This window comes from Corynebacterium sp. 212_CJEI (assembly GCF_001055915.1).
GTDB lineage: Bacteria > Actinomycetota > Actinomycetes > Mycobacteriales > Mycobacteriaceae > Corynebacterium > Corynebacterium jeikeium_D.
Genome location: NZ_JVPT01000026.1, coordinates 24266 through 43382 on the forward strand (window position 1 = coordinate 24266; position 19117 = coordinate 43382).

Annotated in this window: 17 protein-coding genes; 6 read left to right on the forward strand and 11 right to left on the reverse strand. The window is 59.7% G+C overall.

The genetic code is table 11. The features are described 5' to 3' along the window. Positions 1-21: 21 nt before the first annotated feature. The 4 genes from ADB02_RS02235 to ADB02_RS02250 are packed head-to-tail and all read right to left on the reverse strand — an operon-like array spanning position 22 to position 5369. Positions 22-2172 (reverse strand): ATP-dependent DNA helicase RecG, encoded by a 2151-nt coding sequence (locus ADB02_RS02235; RefSeq protein ID WP_049171560.1) that lies wholly within the window; start codon positions 2170-2172, stop codon positions 22-24. Between the two features lie 4 nt (positions 2173-2176). Next, positions 2177-3703: a DAK2 domain-containing protein gene (locus tag ADB02_RS02240; protein ID WP_049189537.1), complete on the reverse strand. Its 1527-nt coding sequence runs from the start codon at positions 3701-3703 to the stop codon at positions 2177-2179. A 6-nt stretch (positions 3704-3709) separates the two neighbouring features. Further along, complete coding sequence (locus tag ADB02_RS02245) at positions 3710-4375, reverse strand: uracil-DNA glycosylase (RefSeq protein WP_048735462.1); 666 nt, start codon at positions 4373-4375, stop codon at positions 3710-3712. A gap of 37 nt (positions 4376-4412) precedes the next feature. Next, positions 4413-5369, reverse strand: a complete 957-nt coding sequence (locus ADB02_RS02250) for a thiamine-phosphate kinase (RefSeq protein WP_049189538.1) — start codon at positions 5367-5369, stop codon at positions 4413-4415. 111 nt (positions 5370-5480) lie between these two features. Here ADB02_RS02250 and ADB02_RS02255 point away from each other — a divergent pair, with 111 nt between their 5' ends. Continuing rightward, the gene (locus tag ADB02_RS02255) at positions 5481-6461 is read left to right on the forward strand and encodes a DUF3515 domain-containing protein (RefSeq protein ID WP_049189539.1); all 981 of its coding nucleotides are present in this window, start codon (positions 5481-5483) and stop codon (positions 6459-6461) included. Between the two features lie 10 nt (positions 6462-6471). On the opposite strand, the gene ADB02_RS02260 is transcribed toward ADB02_RS02255, so the two are convergent. Together ADB02_RS02260 and ADB02_RS02265 are read right to left on the reverse strand one after the other, a co-directional pair. Then, positions 6472-7575, reverse strand: a complete 1104-nt coding sequence (locus ADB02_RS02260; RefSeq protein WP_038628611.1) for a D-alanine--D-alanine ligase family protein — start codon at positions 7573-7575, stop codon at positions 6472-6474. A 35-nt stretch (positions 7576-7610) separates the two neighbouring features. Beyond that, positions 7611-8609 (reverse strand): NAD(P)H-dependent glycerol-3-phosphate dehydrogenase, encoded by a 999-nt coding sequence (locus tag ADB02_RS02265; protein ID WP_049189540.1) that lies wholly within the window; start codon positions 8607-8609, stop codon positions 7611-7613. Positions 8610-8721: 112 nt separating this feature from the next. On the opposite strand from ADB02_RS02265, the gene ADB02_RS02270 reads away from it, so the two are divergent. Beyond that, complete coding sequence (locus ADB02_RS02270) at positions 8722-9702, forward strand: NUDIX hydrolase (RefSeq protein WP_172954645.1); 981 nt, start codon at positions 8722-8724, stop codon at positions 9700-9702. Between the two features lie 17 nt (positions 9703-9719). On the opposite strand, the gene leuD is transcribed toward ADB02_RS02270, so the two are convergent. Then, the gene (leuD, locus tag ADB02_RS02275) at positions 9720-10310 is read right to left on the reverse strand and encodes a 3-isopropylmalate dehydratase small subunit (protein ID WP_049189541.1); all 591 of its coding nucleotides are present in this window, start codon (positions 10308-10310) and stop codon (positions 9720-9722) included. Between the two features lie 62 nt (positions 10311-10372). Beyond that, positions 10373-11800 (reverse strand): 3-isopropylmalate dehydratase large subunit, encoded by a 1428-nt coding sequence (leuC, locus tag ADB02_RS02280; RefSeq protein ID WP_049189542.1) that lies wholly within the window; start codon positions 11798-11800, stop codon positions 10373-10375. A gap of 65 nt (positions 11801-11865) precedes the next feature. On the opposite strand from leuC, the gene ADB02_RS02285 reads away from it, so the two are divergent. Both ADB02_RS02285 and ADB02_RS02290 read left to right on the forward strand, forming a co-directional pair. Beyond that, a complete protein-coding gene (locus tag ADB02_RS02285) occupies positions 11866-12591 on the forward strand; it encodes an IclR family transcriptional regulator (protein WP_049171587.1) in 726 nt (241 codons plus the stop codon). After that, the gene (locus tag ADB02_RS02290; RefSeq protein WP_049189543.1) at positions 12591-13781 is read left to right on the forward strand and encodes an MFS transporter; all 1191 of its coding nucleotides are present in this window, start codon (positions 12591-12593) and stop codon (positions 13779-13781) included. The genes ADB02_RS02285 and ADB02_RS02290 overlap by 1 nt, the downstream gene beginning before the upstream one ends. On the opposite strand, the gene ADB02_RS02295 is transcribed toward ADB02_RS02290, so the two are convergent. Next, positions 13782-14705, reverse strand: a complete 924-nt coding sequence (locus ADB02_RS02295) for a TDT family transporter (RefSeq protein WP_065421704.1) — start codon at positions 14703-14705, stop codon at positions 13782-13784. A 69-nt stretch (positions 14706-14774) separates the two neighbouring features. On the opposite strand from ADB02_RS02295, the gene ADB02_RS02300 reads away from it, so the two are divergent. After that, positions 14775-15677, forward strand: coding sequence for a LysR family transcriptional regulator (locus tag ADB02_RS02300; protein WP_048735417.1), 903 nt, complete (start codon positions 14775-14777; stop codon positions 15675-15677). Beyond that, the gene (locus tag ADB02_RS02305; protein ID WP_048735414.1) at positions 15661-16086 is read left to right on the forward strand and encodes a carboxymuconolactone decarboxylase family protein; all 426 of its coding nucleotides are present in this window, start codon (positions 15661-15663) and stop codon (positions 16084-16086) included. The genes ADB02_RS02300 and ADB02_RS02305 overlap by 17 nt, the downstream gene beginning before the upstream one ends. On the opposite strand, the gene ADB02_RS02310 is transcribed toward ADB02_RS02305, so the two are convergent. Both ADB02_RS02310 and ADB02_RS02320 read right to left on the reverse strand, forming a co-directional pair. After that, positions 16080-16952, reverse strand: coding sequence for an acyltransferase family protein (locus tag ADB02_RS02310; RefSeq protein ID WP_241482380.1), 873 nt, complete (start codon positions 16950-16952; stop codon positions 16080-16082). The genes ADB02_RS02305 and ADB02_RS02310 overlap by 7 nt on opposite strands. 492 nt (positions 16953-17444) lie before the next feature. After that, a complete protein-coding gene (locus tag ADB02_RS02320; protein ID WP_049189547.1) occupies positions 17445-18881 on the reverse strand; it encodes a hypothetical protein in 1437 nt (478 codons plus the stop codon). Positions 18882-19117: the final 236 nt, after the last annotated feature.

Genomic DNA, 19117 nt, shown 5'->3' on the forward strand with positions numbered 1-19117 from the left:
CAACAGTCTACTTTGGTCTTACTAGGAGCGGTCCAAGTAGTTCGACTGCTCTTCATCGATATCGGAGATAAGCTCTCCCACAAGCCTCTCATCAACATCGAGAAGAGCCATGGCATCATGTCGGGTGCGCTCGATGATTTCGCCGTCGGTGGTGAGGTCCACCAGGCCGAGGCCGGTTGCCAGTCCCGATTGGTCATCGCCGAGCAGATCGCCGAAACTACGCGTGGCCAGGTCCAGCTCCGCCAGTTGAATGCCGTCGGTGGTGGCGGCAATGCGGTCCAGCCGGGTGCGCTCCGGTGTCTGCGAATGCGTGTGTGTACATAGGAAGCACAGGCCACCACGGTCACCACGGCCGACACGACCGCGCAGCTGGTGAATCTGCGAGATACCGTAGCTCTCGGCGCGGCGAATCATCATGATCGTGGCCTCTGGTACATCCACGCCGACTTCGATAACTGTGGTGGACACCAGCACATCCAGCTGTCCTGTGGCAAAGGCCTGCATCACGCGGTCTTTGTCCTCCGGTGCCATATTGCCGTGCAACTGACTGATACGTACACCGGGCAGTTTTTTCCTCGCTCGGTCGAACACCGCCTCCACGGACTCGTCGAGGAACTGTTCCTCATCGCGGGTAATGCGGGGACAGACAATGAAGGCGCGGTTGCCCTTGGCCACTTCTTCCCCAATGCGCTCCCAGGTTCGTGCCTCCCAGCGGGGTTTCTCCAGCGTCGGTACGACAAAGGATTGGATTTCCTGACGTCCCCGTGGCAATTCCGTCAACTGCGAAACTGCGAGGTCGCCAAAAATGGTCATCGCTACCGTGCGCGGAATCGGGGTTGCCGACATCACCAACAGATGCGGTGTCATTCCACCCCGTCCCCTGCTTCGCAGCTGATCGCGCTGGCGCACACCAAAGCGGTGCTGCTCATCGACGACCACCAGCCCGAGATCGAAGAACTCCACGCCCTCACTGAGCAGGGCATGCGTGCCGACGACAATGTCAGCCTCCCCGTTGACTGCCTCCAACAGGGTTGCCCGGCGCTCCTTCGTCGACATCGATCCCGTCAACAGTCGTACAGTCACTGCTACTCCGGCTTGCTCCAGCATCGCTGTCAGCGATCGGTAGTGCTGTTGGGCCAGGACTTCCGTCGGCGCCAGCATCGCGCACTGCCTGCTGGAATCGACTGCTTGCAGCATTCCCAGTAGGGCCACCACGGTCTTACCCGAGCCGACTTCACCTGCTAGCAGGCGGTTCATCGGGTTAGACCTCGCTATATCCTGCGCGATATCGGCTGCGACCGCGACCTGACCGTCGGTAAGCGAAAACGGCAACCCCCGGCGTAGCTCGTCGCGAAGTCCCCCGGCGACTTCCATGCAGGCCGGAGCGGTGAGACTCGCTTGAGTACGCTTGCGTGCACCAACGGCGAGCTGGAGCTCAAGCGCTTCGTCGTACTTCAGTCGGGCAAGCGCGATGTCGGGGCCCGCGATGGAGGGAAAGTGTGCGCCACGCAGTGCGGAGTCGAAATCGGTAAGTCCCTCCGGCGTGGCGGGCAATGGGTCTGGCTGCAGCGGTAACCATTCGAGGATGCGCTGCATGTACAGAGCCAGGTGAATACCCGCTACTCCTTTACGGCCACGGTAAATGGGCAGATAGGGGCGCGTGAGCAGCCGCTGCATCTCCGCAATCCCCTTGGCTGTCTTCGTCAGTGTGGCCAGCTTGCCAGTGGCTGCGCCTACCGAACCATCGGCTTTAAGCACCATGCAATCAACATTTTTCAGCTGTAGCTCATTGCGGAACTCGCTGAGCGTGCCAACAATGAGTAGACGCACACCGGGGTGCAGCATATTGCGCAGCCATTCGGCACCGAAAATCGCGGCCGGAAGAATGCGCACGCCGTCGCTGACATAGATTTTCAGTGGCTTGCGTCGGTCGGCGAAGGCGGGCGCTGGCGAAATGCTGTGCACCTCCACGACTGTGGTGATGGTGTCGCCAATGTCGGAAAATGACACATCTAAGCTCTTACCCTGCGCCACGTAGCGCTTCGGGAAATTCGTCAGCGCATCCGAGACGGTCTCCATACCAAAAGCCGTATGCAGCTTCTTTGCAGTCTTTGGCCCCACCACGATATTCAGGGGCGTGCGCGCATAATCCGAGCCGAGCCATCCGAGCATCGCGCTACTCGATTCCTACCTGCACCAGCTCATCGATGCCGGTCGCATCATAGGCTACGACCTCCACAGGCTTGTCCAGCCGCGCCCGCACTTGCGCTATGTCCACGCCCTCAGCTCCGCGCCCGAGCAGCAGAGTCACTAGTTCCCCGCCGCCAGCCAACAGGTCTGAGATGGTCTCTGTGAGCGCGTCAGTCAGGGGCTTATCGACGTCCGCAGCGACTACAGCCGTTCGCGTGCCATTGGCAGCCTCTCCCATCGCATACGCAGCAACCGCCAGCGGCAGCTCAGCCGAATGCACGGCCAAGGCAGCAAGGCCAGCCGGAATGGAGACTGTGGACACTACCGCGAGCGTCGGATTAGCCGCGGCAGCAGCGAATTCGATATCCGCCAATTCCTGGTCGCTGACCAGCCCATTTGGCAGCAGGATAACCTCGTCCGCGCCCCTCATGGCAGTCAGTGCCTTGGTGACCACATTGTCAGCGAACTCCTGGTCGGCGATGGCTGCTCGATCTGTGGGAGTGGATGTGGGAGTCGGAGCGGGGGTCGGGCTGATAGCAATCGCCCCAGAGGAGGTGATGAGATCATTCAGCGGACCGTCCGGCACTACCGCAATGAGGATGCGAGTGGACTCAGGTGTTGTCTCCGGCTCATCGAGCACCTCGATACGGATGCGTTCCGGACGACCGAAGTCAAGTGCTGCCTCGATAACCGCGCCCGGCTCCACTGTGTGGATGTGCACCATGTACTGCGCGGTCTCCGCATTACCAGCATCACCTGCGATGATGAGCGAATTGCCCAGCGGGTTCAACCGCTCTCGCAGCGCTTCCACCGCCTGGGTATCCGCCAAGGAAATCAGGTACATGACCTCCATCTCAACGGTGGCTACGTGTGGCGCGTCGACATGCAAATCGACCGGTGCGGCTGCGCGGCCGCTGACTTCGTCGGCAAGCGCGTCGAGCAGAATGACCAACCCCGCGCCGCCGGCGTCGACCACGCCCGCCTGCTGCAGTGCCGGGAGCTGGCTGGGGGTTTTCGCCAGCGCATCGCGAGCGGCATCCGCGATCGTGTCGGCGAGCTCCTCAATCGAGTCGCCCTCAAATTCCTCCGCGGCAATCGCGGCGTGCCGCAGGACTGTCAGAATCGTGCCCTCCACCGGATTGGCAATCGCTTGGGAAACATGTTGCACAGCTAGCTTTAGCGAGTGTTGTACCGACTCAACGCCAATGCCACTACCGGAGGCAGCCTCAGCCACCGCGCGAAAAACCTGCGAGAGCACAGTGCCCGAATTACCGCGGGCACCGCGCACTGCACCGGCAGCTAGGGCCGCGGTGACTGCGCGAACATCGGAAGCGTCAGCCTTTTGCGCTTCCTCATAGGCCGAACTCAACGTCGCGAGCATATTCGACCCGGTATCGGAATCCGGTACTGGGAAGACATTGAGACTGTTGATCTCATCGCGGCGGGATTGAAGCGCGTCAATCCCCCGGGCAACCCAGCCGACGATGGCGGCAGAACCAATCTGCAAAGACATGAATTCCTATTCTAGCGTCCAGTCGATAGGGGTAGCTCCCTGACGAATCAGCGACTCATTGGCCCGGCTGAACGGACGCGACCCAAAGAACCCACGGGATGCCGACAGCGGTGACGGGTGCGGCGAACAGATGCAGTCCACGCCGGGGAGCCAACGCTGCAAACTCTGCGCGTCGCGTCCCCACAGAATGGCCACGAGAGGCTGATCACGGGCGACCAATGCTTTGATGGCATGCTCCGTGATTGCCTCCCAGCCCTTACCGCGGTGCGAGGCAGCAGCACCCGGACGTACGGTCAACACACGGTTGAACAGAGCTACGCCCTGCCTACTCCACGGAGTGAGGTCACCGTTGGAGGGAGTCGGGAGCCCCAGGTCGGAGGAATACTCCTTAAAAATATTCGCCAACGACCGCGGTACCGGCTTCACATCCGGCTGGACCGAGAAGCTAAGCCCCATCGCATGCCCCGGGGTCGGGTACGGGTCCTGACCGATAATGAGCACCTTGACCTCATCGAATGGATAAGTAAAGGCGCGCAGCACATCGGTGCCCGCGGGCAGGTAACCGTAGCCGGCCGCGTTCTCCTCGCGCAGGAACTGCCCCATCCGGTGGATGTCATCGGCCACTGGCTCCAGCGCCTTCTGCCACCCTTCTTCGACCGGCAACGGATCCATGTCATGCAGCCTTTCTTCTCAAAACCTCTTCGAACTCTTAAAAGGAAACCCAACCGGCATCGCGGGCAGGAGGTTGGCCGTCGATAAGCACCGAATCGAACTTTTCCTTCGACACCGTGCCGATAGCGCGGAACCCCGTCGGAGGCTCCCCCGGCGTCGAACCGATCAGTGTGTGGTCCTCCCCGCCGGTGAGCACCCACTCCCACGGGTCGATGCCCAGGTATTCACCAGCGGCAATCTGCAACTCATCGGGCGCAATGGCACTGCTGTCAACTTCCAAAGTAACCCTGGAGGCCTGCGCAATAGCGCGGAGATCCACGACCAGTCCATCGGAATTGTCCGTCAGTGAACGCACACCTGTGGCTCGCGCCGTAGCACCCCTGCGATATTCAAATTCGGGCGTACAGTGTGCGGCCACCAGCTGCGCAAACTCGCTTGGAATTTTTGCCGGGCTTCCGCAGTGCTGCAGCAGCGCAAGGCCCGCAGCAGAGTAGCCGATGCGTCCCGACGCAATCACCGTATCCCCCGCGCGTGCTGCTGAGCGCAGCAGCGGCCGCCCAAGCCCACCGAGTTCGCCCATCGCACTGATGGAAATCACCAGAGAATCTCCGCTGACCATGTCACCACCGACGAGTTCCGCCGGACATTGCTTGCCTTCCTGCCACAATCCCTCGGCGATACCGGTGACCACACTCACCGGAGTATGCAACGGTGCTGAGATGGCGAAAAGCATGGCCGTTGGACGCGCACCCATCGATTCGATATCGGCGAAATTCTGTACTGCGGCCTTAGCTCCAACTTGCTGAGGTGTCGACCAGTCCAGGCGGAAGTGGCGCCCTTCCACCAACATGTCGGTGGAAGTGACAAAACGGGCGTTGGGGGTTGTCTGCGTCAAGACGGCGGCATCGTCGCCATTGCGTGCCGACGGGGCGATAGCCCGGATGGCCTCAATGACCCCAAACTCGCCAATATCGCCAATGGTCAATTCAGTCACAGTGTCGAGTCACATTCCTAATAGTCGATGGTTAACCGTTAATAGCGGAACTCGTCTCGGTATTGCCCCCAACCAATTGGAGTTGGTACCGGACAACGTAGAATCAGGCCCATGGTAGACGCACCCCCATCGGGAGAAACAGTTCAGTCCAAGGGTAGCCGGACACGCGCGGGCATCGCACTCGCTATCGCCATTATCGCTATCCTCGGCATTATTTTTGCCGCAAAGATTTACCAGGATAATCAGGCGACAAAGCCAGTCGCGATTTCCAATCCGGAGCTTCCCGCCAATGACTCGCCCGAGTGTGCGGAACTGCTCGACCGACTGCCAGATCGCGCCGCAGGTCTGGTTCGCGCCGACATTGCAGAGCCGGCTCCAGAAGGCGCCGCTGTGTACCGAAACTTGGAACAAGACCGCATCACGCTGCGCTGTGGCGCGAACGTACCTAGCCAGTACAACGAACTGGCTAAGACCGAAGAGGTCAAGGGCATTTCGTGGCTGCGCGTGGTCGACAGTACCGACGAGTCTTTGGCGACTTGGTTCACCGTCGGGCGCGAACCGGTTGTTGCGATTACCGCCGAAGGAAATGCAGAGGCGGAGGATGCCCTGAGTGACCTCGCCGAGGCGCTGCGCCCGGACTCCGAGTACAAGAACAAGCCGGAGCGCGGCGGCGTCCCACTGGTAGAACTGGCAGCTCCGGAAGCTGATAAGCGCTGCAGCGGCTTGGAAGCTGCCCTCCCCCGCGATCTCGGCAACCGTCACCGTCTGAGCGCAGCGGAAATGCCGGCTGACATGCCGAAGGACATGGTCATTTGGGGCGGTACCCCAGCCGATCCGGTGGTGCTGCGCTGTGGTGTCGACGAGCCGGCTGGCTACAGCACCACCACGCAGCAGCTAACACAGGTTGGTGACATTGTCTGGTTCAACGAACCAACGCTGTCCTCCGGTACCTCCGCCACCTGGTACGCCATGGGGCGTGAACGCTTCGTCGCCGTTGAAATGCCAATGTCGGAGGCCAGCTCTCTGATGCCGGTGCTCTCCTCGGTCATCGCTGACAACCTGGAGAACATCTCGCCGAGCGAAGAGAAGTAAGAACCAGCTTTTATCGACGAGCTACCAGCGCGCGCTCAATCAGGGCGCTGAGCAGCTCCTCGTAGGCAACACCTGAGGCCGCAAACATCTGCGGGTACATCGAAATCGGGGTGAAACCCGGCATGGTGTTGACCTCATTGATAATCGGGCCATTATCCGTGACAAAGAAGTCCACGCGAGTCAGACCATCAGAGCCCAGTGCCCTGAACGCCCGACGAGCATCCTTCTCCAGCGCCTTCAAAACATCCTCTGGCAGCTCAGCCGGAATCTGCGCCGAAACGATGTCATCCAAGTACTTGGTCTCAAAACCGTAGAAGCCCTCGTCGGAGTCCTCCGTGCCACGCAGCAAGGACGGAACCGATACCTGCAGGCTGCCGTCAGCGCGCTGCAACACGCCAATCTCCACCTCGGCACCGTCTACACCGGCCTCTACGATGACCTTCCAGTCATGCTCTCGGGCCAGCTCTACCGCCGCATCCAGATTCGCCCAATCATCGACGCGGGAGATACCAATCGACGATCCGCCACGGGCAGGTTTGACGAACACCGGCAGGCCAAGGGTCTCCTTGTCCTCGTCGGAAAGCGACTCGCCAACGTGCAAAACGACCTGCTTGCCGATAGGAAGCCCCGCTGCCTGCAGGAGATTCTTCGTGCGTTCCTTATCCATACCCGCCGCGGAAGCGAGCACGCCCGGGCCGACGTAAGCAATGCCGGAAAGCTCAAAGAGCCCCTGGATTGTGCCATCCTCGCCGTGCGGACCGTGGAGAACAGGGAAGATGACGTCGACAGTGTCGAAAACCTCGCCGGCGCGATCACCGGTGACATAGCGGAACTCACCGCGGCGTGACGGCGAGGTGCTCAGCGCAACTTCCTCGCCTGGGATGACCTCCGGCATCGTACGCCCCTGCGTGCGCAGCGTGTCCGTCTCACGCGTGCCGACGGTCCAGACACCATCCTTGGTAATACCAATGGGAACCACTCGGAAGCGGTTCTCATCCAGGTGATCCATAATTGCGCCAGCTGAGACACAGGAGACACTGTGTTCAGGGCTTGCGCCGCCGTAGATAACGGCGACGGAAATGCGATCTGCAGACGAGCTATTCGACGAAGTCATGGTGACTAAGTTTAGCCCCGCCCCTGCATTATTGGTTATTCCGACTTGCGGCTGCGCCCCATCAGCTTACGAATTGTCTCATCGACCTTCGCGCCTTCGTGGCAGACAGCGTAAACGGCCTCAGTAATTGGCATTTCCACGCCATTGCGGCGAGCGAGGTCACGGACCGAGATTGAAGAAATCACACCCTCAGCCACCTGACCGCGCGTAGCGTGCTGCGCCTGCTCCATCGTGTCACCGCGACCGAGACGGTCACCGAAGGTGCGGTTACGCGACAGCGGCGAGGAACAAGTGGCCACCAAGTCACCGAGGCCCGCCAATCCCGCGAAAGTCTTATCTTCTGCGCCGACGGCATTACCCAGACGAGTGATTTCCGCCAAGCCACGGGTGATAATGGTTGCCAGCGTGTTCTCACCCAATCCTTGACCAGCGGCCATACCGCAGGCCAACGCAATGACGTTCTTGCAGGCACCGCCGATTTCGCAGCCGATCACATCGGTGTTGGTGTACGGGCGGAAGTAATTAGTGGCAACTGCCGCCTGAATCATCTTGGCATTGTTCTCATCAGCGCAAGCAATGACCGTTGCCGCTGGCTGCTCCATCGCAACCTCGCGGGCGAGGTTCGGGCCGGACAGCACCGCAATACGCTCTGCTGGCAGGTCTGTGACCTCCGCAATGACCTCACTCATGCGCAGATGTGTCTCGCGCTCCACACCCTTGGCCAGGCTGAGCAGAATCGTCTCCGGCCCGATGAAGTCCTTCCAGACCTTGAGGTTGTCACGCAGAGTCTGCGAGGGCACGCCCAGCACCACCACATCCGCGCCCTTCAGCGCGGCCTCTGCATCCGAGGTGGCTTCGATGTTGCGCGGCAGCCCCAGACCAGGCAGGTAGTCGTGGTTTTCGCGGCTGATCTGAATACGCTGTGCCTGCTCCGCACGTCGCGACCACAGCCGTACAGGATTGCCCGCATCAGCAAAAACCTTGGCGAGCGTCGTGCCCCACGAGCCCGCACCCATCACTGAAACTTGCACCATCGCCGCGACCTTCCTCCGTTAGCCTCTAATCTCCAACAAGTCTAGCGAGACGTTCTCACACTGCGATACTAAACTAGGTCGGCGACAAAGGATTGAAAGGGAATTCACGATGATGCACGAAGAGGACAAGGACCTCAAGGGCGATACCTCCGTGACCGGTCGCCTGCGCCAGATTCCGACGAAGCCAGGTCAGGATGTCACCAAGCCGACCTTCGCGGCCGGCGCGGTTCTATGGCGCGGCGATGTCCATAACCCTGAAATCTGCGTGATTCACCGTCCTTCCTACGACGACTGGTCGCTGCCGAAAGGCAAGCTCGACGCCGGCGAGAACCTCATTGCCACCGCCGTCCGCGAAATCTGGGAAGAGACCGGCTACCGCGTCCGTCTGGGCAAGCTCGTCGGCAACGTCTCTTACCCTGTCGCCGGACGAACGAAGCTGGTCTGGTACTGGACCGCTGAGGTTCTAGACGGCGAATTCGAACAGAACTCCGAGGTCAACGAGCTTCGTTGGGTCTCCTGGGACGAAGCCGAGGAGCTGCTGTCCTACGACCTCGACCGCGACGTGCTGGTCAAGGCCCGCAAGCGCATGAACAAGGAACCGGACACCCGTCTCATTCTGGTTCGCCATGGGCGTGCGCACCGTCGCACCAACTGGAACGGCAATGATGCACTGCGGCCACTGGATAAGAAGGGACGTCGTCAAGCGGAACTGCTCGTCTCTGCCCTGGAAGGCTTCCGCCCCGAGCGGATCTACTCCGCCGAGCCCGTGCGTTGCCAGGACACCGTCGCGCCACTCGCCGCAGAGCTGGGAATGCAGGTCACAGTCGACGAACGGCTTGGCGACGAGCACTGGATTGCCAACCAGGTTGAGTCCAAGAAGGCATTCGAAGACATTGTCGCGCTAGGCGGAGTCAGCGTCATCTGCTCTCAGGGCATCACCATCCCAGACCTGCTTGCCGCCTGGTCCGCTGAGGGCACCTTGCCCTTCGACGAGGAAATCCTGTGCAAGAAGGGCTCTGCCTGGGTGCTGGGCTTCAACGACGGTGTGATGACCACGGCTGATTACTACGCCTCGGCGCTGCCGGTGAAGTAGTTTGTGAGGATTTTGACCTACAGCGTCTTAGGCTTGTGGGCCGGACGACTCTCCTCGTAGGCCACAATGTCCGCTTCGTTGCGCAGGGTCAGGGAGACGTCGTCAAGCCCTTCCATCAGACGCCAGCGGGTGTAGTCGTCGACCTCGAACGGGAAGACCTGCTCACCGGCCTCGACGGTGCGGGTCTCCAGGTTGACGGTGAGCTCCATGCCAGGGTTAGCCTCCAGCAGCTTCCACAGCAGCTCGACATCGGACTGCTGCATCTGTGCGGCGAGCAGCCCCGCCTTGCCGGCATTGCCACGGAAGATATCGGCGAAGCGGGAGGAGATGACGACGCGGAAACCGTAGTCCATCAGGGCCCACACGGCGTGCTCGCGGGAAGAACCGGTACCGAAGTCCGGCCCTGCTACGAGGACGGAGCCCTTTGCGTATTCCGGACGGTTGAGCACGAAGTCGGACTCGTTGTTGCGCCAGTTGCTGAACAGGCCATCCTCGAATCCGGTGCGGGTGACGCGCTTTAGGTAGACAGCCGGGATGATCTGGTCAGTGTCGACGTTGGATCGCTGCAGGGGAACGCCGACGCCGGTGTGAGTATCAAACTTTTCCATAGTGAAAGGTCCTTAGAAGTTCTGCTTGGGTCTGTTGTACAAAGATCGGCAGTGAGAGTCAGTTAGAGATCAGCCGGTGCTGCGAAGTGACCGGCGACGGCAGTGGCTGCGGCGACAGCCGGGCTGACCAGGTGGGTACGACCACCCTTGCCCTGACGGCCCTCGAAGTTGCGGTTGGAGGTCGAAGCGCAACGCTGGCCCGGGGTCAGCTGATCCGGGTTCATGCCCAGGCACATGGAGCAGCCCGGCATACGCCATTCGGCGCCTGCCTCTTCGAAGATCTTGCCCAGTCCCTCTTCCTCAGCCTGCGCACGGACCTTTGCGGAGCCCGGCACGATGAGCATCTGGACGCCGTCGGCAACCTTGCGGTCCTTCAGCACGTCGGCGACGGCGCGCATGTCCTCGATGCGGCCGTTGGTGCAGGAACCTACGAAGACCACGTCGACCTTGACGTCGCGCATCGGGGTGCCCGGCTTCAGATCCATGTACTCCAGTGCGCGTTCGGCCGCGATGCGGTCGGAGTCCTCAGCGATGAACTCCGGATCTGGCACGGTCTCCCCCAGCGGCACGCCCTGGCCAGGGTTAGTACCCCAGGTAACGAATGGAGTCAGCGCGGAACCGTCGATTTCAACGACCTTGTCGAACTTCGCGTCCTCGTCAGTAACCAGGGACTTCCAGTATTCGACTGCCTCGTCCCACTGCTCGCCCTGCGGCGCGTGCGGGCGGTCCTTCAGGTATTCGAAGGTGGTCTCGTCCGGAGCAATCATGCCGGCACGGGCACCGGCTTCGATGGACATGTTGCAAATGGTCATGCGGGCTTCCATCGACAGCTTCTCGATGGCCTCGCCGCGGTACTCAATAACGTGGCCCTGACCACCGCCGGTGCCAATCTTGGCGATAATCGCCAGAATCAAATCCTTGGCGGTAACACCATCCTGCAGTTCGCCGGTGACGTTGACCGCCATGGTCTTGAAAGGCTTCAGCGGCAGGGTCTGGGTAGCCAGAACGTGCTCAACCTCCGAGGTACCGATACCGAAGGCCATAGCACCGAAAGCACCGTGGGTTGCGGTATGCGAGTCACCACAGACGACGGTGGTGCCCGGCTGAGTCAGGCCCAGCTGTGGGCCGACGACGTGCACGATACCCTGTTCGCGGTCGCCCATCGGATGCAGGCGGATACCGAACTCCTCGGCGTTCTTGCGCAGTGTGGCAATCTGGGTACGAGAGGTCGGCTCCTCAATCAGATTGATTTTGCCGCCGGCGACAGTGGTCGGAACGTTGTGGTCCTCGGTTGCGATGGTCAAATCCGGGCGGCGTACCTTGCGCCCTGCCAGACGGAGGCCATCAAAAGCCTGCGGCGAGGTAACCTCGTGGACGAGGTGCAGATCGATATAAATCAGATCTGGTTCGCCGTTGTCGCCTTGCTTGACTACGTGGTCATGCCAGACTTTCTCGGCCAGAGTCTTCGGGCTGGTGTCCGTGGTGCGCATAGTGGGTGAGCCGCCTTCCGGATATATCTCTTTTATCTCAAGGAATGAGATGTTAATATCATGGCATGGGACAGATTAGCACATCCGAGACGCCAGCTCTAAGTGGCATTAAGGTTCTCGACCGTTCGGTACTCATTCTCAAGTCTGTTGCAGAAACTCCACGCACCCTCGCCGAGCTCTGTGACGACACCGGCCTGCCCCGCGCCACCGCCCATCGGCTGGCCACGGCGTTGGAAGTACACCGCCTTGTCACCCGCACTCCGGACGGCCGCTGGACGACGGGCCCCGGCCTCACCGAGATCACGCCTGTCACAACCGACCTGCTTGCCGACGCCGCAGCGCACATCCTGCCGAAGCTAGTAGAGGTAACCGGAGAGTCCGTGCAGCTCTACCGTCTCACCGGCGATACCCGCACCTGTATTGCCTCCATGGAGCCCGCCACCGGACTGCGCAACACCGTGCCAGTTGGCTCTCGCATGCCGCTAACCGCCGGCTCCGCCGCACGTGTTCTCCTGGCCTTTGGCCCGGCCAACCTCGCTGAGCGAATGCTTCCCGACGCCGACTTCAACCAACAGGACCTCGACGACTGCCGACGTCTCGGCTGGTCCGAGTCCATGGGTGAGCGCGACCCCGCACTTGCCTCCGTCTCCGCCCCGGTTTTCGACAGCAACCAGCGCATGATTGCAGTCCTATCCGTCTCCGGCCCCGTGGAGCGCATGACTCCGTCGCCCTACGAATGCTGGGGCGCAAAGGTTCTCGGCGCCGCTGAAGAGATGAGCTCCCGACTGTAATGCCCGCTTACCGTCACCTTGTCCTTCTTCTGTCCATGTTCGCGGCGGTCGGTTCGTCCGTCGTTCACATGGGTGTGCCTTTTCTCATCCCATCCCTACAGGAAAACGGCTTAAGCCTCTCCGCCGCCGGCCTCGTCGCAGCAATGCCGGCGGCCGGTATTGTCTTCACGCTCATCGCCTGGGGCTGGTTTGTCGACCGCTATGGCGAACGCGCAGCTCTGTTCGCCGGCCTGACCTCTACTGCCTTAACGACGGGGCTTGCGGCGCTAGCTTCGTCGTCAAGCCCGGCTCTGCTCGGGGCCACGCTCTTTCTCGCCGGGTGTGCGGCGGCGAGCGTGAATTCGGCATCCGGCCGCGTGGTGTCGGGCTGGTACCCACCGCATCAGCGCGGCACTGCGATGGGCATTCGCCAAATGGCTCAGCCCCTCGGCGCTGCACTATCAGCGGTAACCCTGCACCCTCTCGCGCAGAATTACAGCATCGGAGTCGCACTCGCGATGCCCGCAATCCTGTGCGCCGTGCTGGCGTTGCTTGTACTGATAGGCGTGAAGAATCCCCCTCGCCCTGATGCCTCGAACCCCACCGTCACGGCCAGCCCCTACCGGGACGGCAAGTACCTCGTGCGCATCCACATCGCCTCGGCGCTGCTGTCCTGGCCGCAGTCGATGATGGGTGCCTACATTCTGGTGTGGTTGCTGTCTGTGGGGTACTCCGATGGCACGGCGGGCACAATTGTGATGGTCTCGCAGCTGCTCGGTGCCGGATCGCGAGCACTGATGGGTGTGGTCTCTGACCGAGTGCGATCTCGCATCCGCCCCTACCGCTGGGTCTCGGGTGCGACCTTTGTTTTGGCTGTCGCAATGATGATTGCCAGCTGGGCTGATTGGCGTACGCTTGGAACTTTGCTGGTCTGCGCACTGGCCGTTGCTGTGGTCAGCCCGAATGGACTCGCCTTCACCGCAGTTGCTGAATACGCAGGCCCCTTCTGGTCCGGACGCGCTATGGGTACGCAGAACACGTTCCAGAACATTATCTACGCTGCAACGCCTCCGGTTTCGGGTGCGATTGTGGCCGCTGCGGGCTTCCCCGCGCTGTTTGCCGTCACGGCTCTGTTCCCCGCCGCCGCGCTGGGTATTGCGCCACGAGAAGACCAGAACCGCAACGGGCGGGTGCGGGTCGAGCTTGACTAGCTAGCTCCGCATCCACCAACCAAATCGAGCCACGCACGCTACCCAGTGCACAGCCAATAAACACAGCAGTCCGGCACTAACGGCGTACAGCCACTGCGCGCCGATAGTGCCACCCAGGTTGTGCGTACCAAGACTCAGAGTGCCAACGGGGAAGGTTGCACCCCACCAACCAGGGCTGTATCCCGCCCAACGGATTACGGCGCGGGTGAATCGTCGTAAAGCAATGGCAGCGAGGAAGACACCGACAATGAGCACGGTGGTACCGTAAGCGACAGCGAAGGTTCGGTTGAAAAGCAGCTGGGCAGCGGCCGTGGACTGACCGACCAATCCGAGCGGAATCCAGGCAGTACCGGCGATGGAATCGGGGATACGCATGGTGCCGGAGAACAGCGCGACGTAGCAGCGTACGAAAACCGGCAGAACTGTAATCAGCGCCATACAGAAGAGTATTTGTGCGCAGACCTGATAGAACGTGCCGTAGCCAACGCTCAGCTGCGCGCCGCTTGTCGCCGCCACCATCGGGGCGACCAGTGCAAGGCCCCACTGAAAAGTCGGCTCGCCTTCGAATCCTCGCAGTTGACGAAGACTGACGTAGATTGCCAGCGGCGCGCCAATCCACCAGGACGCCAGCTGCCACACAGAATCGTTAAACAACGAGCTTGCGGCGCTCCCGAGAGACATAATGCCCATCGCGAACATGCCCCACGGCGCCTGCAACTTCGAGTGAAAAGCCGGGTTTCGAAATCGCAACCAACCGACCACTATGAAACCGAGAATGCCAACTGCCACGACGAGAAGCAGTTCCGGAACCACCGGCACGTCATGAATGTGCGCAAGCGTGGCGAAGATGGAGGTGCCCATCAGCGATCCTGCCCACGCAGGCCCGGCGGGCGCAAGCACATCACTGCGAGGAGAGTTGGTCATGCCCATACCGTATTTGTTCTTGCTGCAGTCACCGCTATCACGAAACTCTGTGAGGGGTACCATTGATGCATGTACCCCTCCGCTGTGGCCGAACTCGAAGCACTTTTCACCGTCGCCCGTGCGGGGTCGATCTCGAAGGCCGCGCGTGAGCTCGGCACCAACCAGCAGACCATGTCCGCACGCATCGCACGGGCGGAAAGAGCGCTGGGAATCACAGTCTTCGAACGCTCCCCTTACGGCGTCTCCCCTACAGAAAAAGGGCAAGTGCTTATCGACGCTCTCCCAGACCTCCTCGCCGCCTGCCACAAGTTTTCGGGCATTGCCGCCAGCTTGCGTTCCGACAATGTTCCCCGCCACCTCACCCTTGCGGTGTCCAACACTGTCGCTGAGCTCTACTACCCCGGCTGGGCCGCAGAGTTCCACCGGCAACATCCCGCAGTCAAACTTTCGATGGTGCAGGCAAACTCCCGTGAGGTGCGGCAACTAGTAGCCGACAGTGCGGTGGACTTCGGCCTGGTAGAGGGCGAGGCTGGTCGGCACGACCTCGAAGAACGAATCATCGGCACCGACGAACTGGTCCTCGCCGTGCCGACTGGGCATTTGTGGGCTGAGCGGGCCGAGATATCCGCCGAGGAACTGCGCGCGACGCCACTCGTTATTCGCGAACCGGGTTCCGGTAGCCGACAGGTGGTGGAAGATGCACTGGGCACTCTCACCGAACCCGCCGGAGAATTTGGCTCCCTTTCAGCACAGCGCGCTGGAATGATTGCGCTGGCAGCGCCAACAATCATCGCCCGCGGCGCAATTCGCGATCAGGTAACGCTCGGGCGCATCGTCATCGTCCCCACCGACACCGTTTTTACTCGCAACCTCAGCGTGGTTATGCGTCGTGGCAGTAAAGCTAGTGGGGACATTTCGGAATTTATCCGCATTGCTAGTCCTATACTTAGCAAGCATGAGCAATTCGAATGATGAACTCTTTTCCTCCGACCGCTACGATGCCGGTATCCAAATCCGCCGCGAGGTAATGGGCGACGAATTCGTCGATGCCGCCCTCTCCCGCAATGCTGGCTCCGACGGAGAGACCCTGCAGAAGCACATCACCGCCACAGTCTGGGGTTCTGTCTGGAGCCGCGAAGGGCTGGCCAAGCGCGATCGCTCTCTGCTCAACATTGGAATGCTCGTCGCTCTGCGAGCCACCGAGGAACTGCGCGGCCACATCAAGGGCGCCCTCGCCAACGGTCTGACCCGCACCGAGATCACCGAAGCCATCGTCCACGCTTCCGGTTACTGCGGCGCACCGGCCGCACTGTCCGCGATGAAGGTCGCGCAGGAAGTGCTCGTTGCTGAGCTCGGCCCGCTTGACGACGACGATCAGTAGGCAGCCCATGGGCTCTCAGGCTCTGGTCTCCGCGTTAGTACATCAGTGATGCGGCGCAGCAGCCACGACAGTGGCAGGGCGATGGCAGTGGTGACAATTGCCACTGCCAACATCGAACCCTGGAAGGTCTGATAACCCATCAAGCTCATTACCCAGTCCATGACCAACACGTGAACGAGGAAGAACTCGTAAGAGACTTCTCCCAACCAAATCATGGCTGGATGACGAAGCCACCTTACCTCCGTACCCAGCGCAATCGGAGCCACGAATGCGCCGGCAGACAGACCATACAGCGTGGTCTTCCACAACGCCTGGTCGACATCATCCGGCACCAAGGTTGCTGGCCCCACGTGAGTGGTTGTGGATAGGAAAAACAGGACTAGCGCTATCAGCCAGCTGGCCGCCAAATTGACGCGCCAGCCAACTTTTCGCCCGTAAGCCAGCAGCATTCCGATGGCGAACCAGTCGAAATACGCCATCGGCCACAGCCGTGCCACTACCGGCAGCAGGTTTTCCTGGTGCGATAGCACAGTCCAGACCGGGCCAATGAGGCCAAAACCAATAATGATGGCCAACGTTGGACCAGGCCGTAGCCGACCCTTTGTGATCGTCCAGATGCCAAGCCCCACCAGCGGCAATACCAAGTAGAAGCCGACTTCCACCACCATCGACCACATCTGCGGCAAGCCCGGGTGAATCCAGCCGAATTGGAGCGTCTGGGTAAACGACATCGTGCGCAACCAGCCCTGTAGCCCTCCACCAGATGGTGGTGGGTCGTCTGCGGTGTGAATGAGAAAGGCCGCAGTGACCACAATCCAGTAGGCCGGCAGGACTCTCTTCGCACGGCTGGTGAAATACTTCCGCAAGTCGGTCGGTTCGCGGGGACATCGTCAGGCGAACCGAGCCAGCGCCCTGTGAGCAGAACCGCACTGAGCACGAAGAAGATGGTGACACCGATTTCGAATCGACCGTTGAGGCGCCCCAACCAATCGCCGGTGTAATTGCCTGTCCAAAACGCGGCATGCGTGAGCAGGACGCCGAACGCGCCGATGGCTCGGATGCTGGTCAGCTCCGGAACGTAGGTGGACTTGGCCGAATTCATGCCAATATTTTAGGGATGCTAACTACTTTCCGTGCTTGTTTCGGCAAAAGCTCGGTCTACAAGTCTTGCTACCTCTTCTATATTTTTCGACAGCGTTCAGAATATACTGTGCAAATGCGCGCACCGGCTGCAATCTCAGCGTTGAAGGTCGGACAAGAAGTACTCGTCGCTGGGCTCAGCTCGTTTGATGACAGCAATGCGTAGTGAATCCACGGACTCGTAAATTGACCTTCATATGCACGGTGCTACAGAAAAATCATCCGTGAAATTCACCGTCCGGGAACGCGTCGACCCACGTGCTTTCATCTCTGCCAAGCACATCAATAATCTTTTCAATGAGCCCGGCATTGGCCTTAAGGTCGAGCGCAGGTGGATTTGGCATCAATAAACGGTACTTGGGATTGAACGTGTCGAGATACTTCTCAGCCCACGAAATCCACGGGCTGTCAGGCTCAATTCGCTTCACATATTCGAGATAGGAACACACCGCTTCAAACTTATTTAACTCCTGCGAGCGCTGATACAAAGTGTCGAAATAGAAATCCTTCGCGACAGTCTTCGCAGCGATTGGCTTAGCGAACTCATATTGCTTGGCTCGGAGCGCCCTCTCTCTGCCAGCAATCTCATAATCCGTCTTCTTCCAAAATTCCCGAATTTGATGCCACTTGAAATAGGACTCAATGCCGTCAGCAAACGCTTCTGAGGTCTTCTTCGAATCACGCGCGGACATCCCTCGAAATTCAAGGACAAGTTGACCATTCGGGATTTTTTCCCAGAAGCGTCTCATTTTTTCGCCCTCGTGCCAACGGTTGTGATCATCAATTTCTTCTTGCGTTGGCTCACGTTGCACCCGGTTATATCTCTCGCGGAACTTGAGCTCTTGAAGATCGAAATCAAAGCCGAGCTTGACTGCACGAAGCACTTTCTCTTTAGACCATGAGTTGTACCAAGTCTCTATTTCTATCCGGCCACCGTTCAGTTCAATCTCTGTGAAGAGCACATGCAAAACTCGCTTTACCCGCAATTGCACATCGGAACTAAACTGCCGCTTGTAGTATCCAAACGCTTCGACAGCTTTCTTATTGTATTTAGACACACGTTTGTCACCACGTAAAATCTCCCTCCACCCAACCAGTTTCATTGGCTCGATAGAGATAACAGCGGCCTTGAATCGGGGCTTCTCATGGCTATATACGAAGGTTCTTCCCTCGTAGTCAAAGACCTGGCTGCTTGACAGCCAAGACCTATCACGAGAAAGTTTCGCAGCCGCAGGTAACCAGAAGTCGTCAATTTCAACGATCGAAGCCACGATTGAAAAAACGTCGAGGTCCGACTCTCCAATACCTTGGCGTATTCGAGCTATGTAAGGAGTTAAATCAACTTCAGGCTTGGCGGGTTCCGGCGTTGGTCTTGGGTTTTTCAACGTGGAGGGCACGGGTGACTCTTTTGCATCCGCATTCTTCCGCCGCTTCCTATTAACTACAAGCGGCTCGGTACCGGCGTAAACTCTCTCACCACGTTTTGTAGCTACAGCCTTCCACTTATCACCGTGACCCGAAATCTTGACTAGCTTATGCCCCTCTAACATGCGCGCTGTATTCTTAAACGCCTCATACGGAGGGGCACCGGTGCAGCCGTCCACAATCCATCCAAGGACTTTCTTCTGTCTGCCGGTTAGCTCTTTCGCAGCCATACCTCTATTGTCACGCAAACTAAAAGCGGCGAAAAGATTCTTTCGGCTGCTACCCCTGTAATTGTCTTGAGATTTATGGGGAAGGAAGGACATTTGAGAAGAGAAAATCCCGATTCGCAATCAATCGAATCGGGATTCCTTTTCGCAAGTTTCGTTTTCATGAACCGGTTAGGCCAGAGAAGTGAAACTGCCACTTTGTACCCCGTACGGGATTTGAACCCGTGTTACCGCCGTGA

Excerpts from the sequence above, each read along its gene's own strand:
- ADB02_RS02235 (WP_049171560.1), bottom strand. The coding sequence starts at position 2,172 with ATGCTCGGATGGCTCGGCTCGGATTATGCGCGCACGCCCCTGAATATC.
- ADB02_RS02240 (WP_049189537.1), bottom strand. The coding sequence starts at position 3,703 with ATGTCTTTGCAGATTGGTTCTGCCGCCATCGTCGGCTGGGTTGCCCGG.
- ADB02_RS02245 (WP_048735462.1), bottom strand. The coding sequence starts at position 4,375 with ATGGATCCGTTGCCGGTCGAAGAAGGGTGGCAGAAGGCGCTGGAGCCA.
- ADB02_RS02255 (WP_049189539.1), top strand. The coding sequence starts at position 5,481 with ATGGTAGACGCACCCCCATCGGGAGAAACAGTTCAGTCCAAGGGTAGC.
- ADB02_RS02260 (WP_038628611.1), bottom strand. The coding sequence starts at position 7,575 with ATGACTTCGTCGAATAGCTCGTCTGCAGATCGCATTTCCGTCGCCGTT.
- ADB02_RS02265 (WP_049189540.1), bottom strand. The coding sequence starts at position 8,609 with ATGGTGCAAGTTTCAGTGATGGGTGCGGGCTCGTGGGGCACGACGCTC.
- ADB02_RS02270 (WP_172954645.1), top strand. The coding sequence starts at position 8,722 with ATGCACGAAGAGGACAAGGACCTCAAGGGCGATACCTCCGTGACCGGT.
- leuD (WP_049189541.1), bottom strand. The coding sequence starts at position 10,310 with ATGGAAAAGTTTGATACTCACACCGGCGTCGGCGTTCCCCTGCAGCGA.
- leuC (WP_049189542.1), bottom strand. The coding sequence starts at position 11,800 with ATGCGCACCACGGACACCAGCCCGAAGACTCTGGCCGAGAAAGTCTGG.
- ADB02_RS02285 (WP_049171587.1), top strand. The coding sequence starts at position 11,866 with ATGGGACAGATTAGCACATCCGAGACGCCAGCTCTAAGTGGCATTAAG.
- ADB02_RS02290 (WP_049189543.1), top strand. The coding sequence starts at position 12,591 with ATGCCCGCTTACCGTCACCTTGTCCTTCTTCTGTCCATGTTCGCGGCG.
- ADB02_RS02295 (WP_065421704.1), bottom strand. The coding sequence starts at position 14,705 with ATGACCAACTCTCCTCGCAGTGATGTGCTTGCGCCCGCCGGGCCTGCG.
- ADB02_RS02300 (WP_048735417.1), top strand. The coding sequence starts at position 14,775 with ATGTACCCCTCCGCTGTGGCCGAACTCGAAGCACTTTTCACCGTCGCC.
- ADB02_RS02305 (WP_048735414.1), top strand. The coding sequence starts at position 15,661 with ATGAGCAATTCGAATGATGAACTCTTTTCCTCCGACCGCTACGATGCC.
- ADB02_RS02320 (WP_049189547.1), bottom strand. The coding sequence starts at position 18,881 with ATGGCTGCGAAAGAGCTAACCGGCAGACAGAAGAAAGTCCTTGGATGG.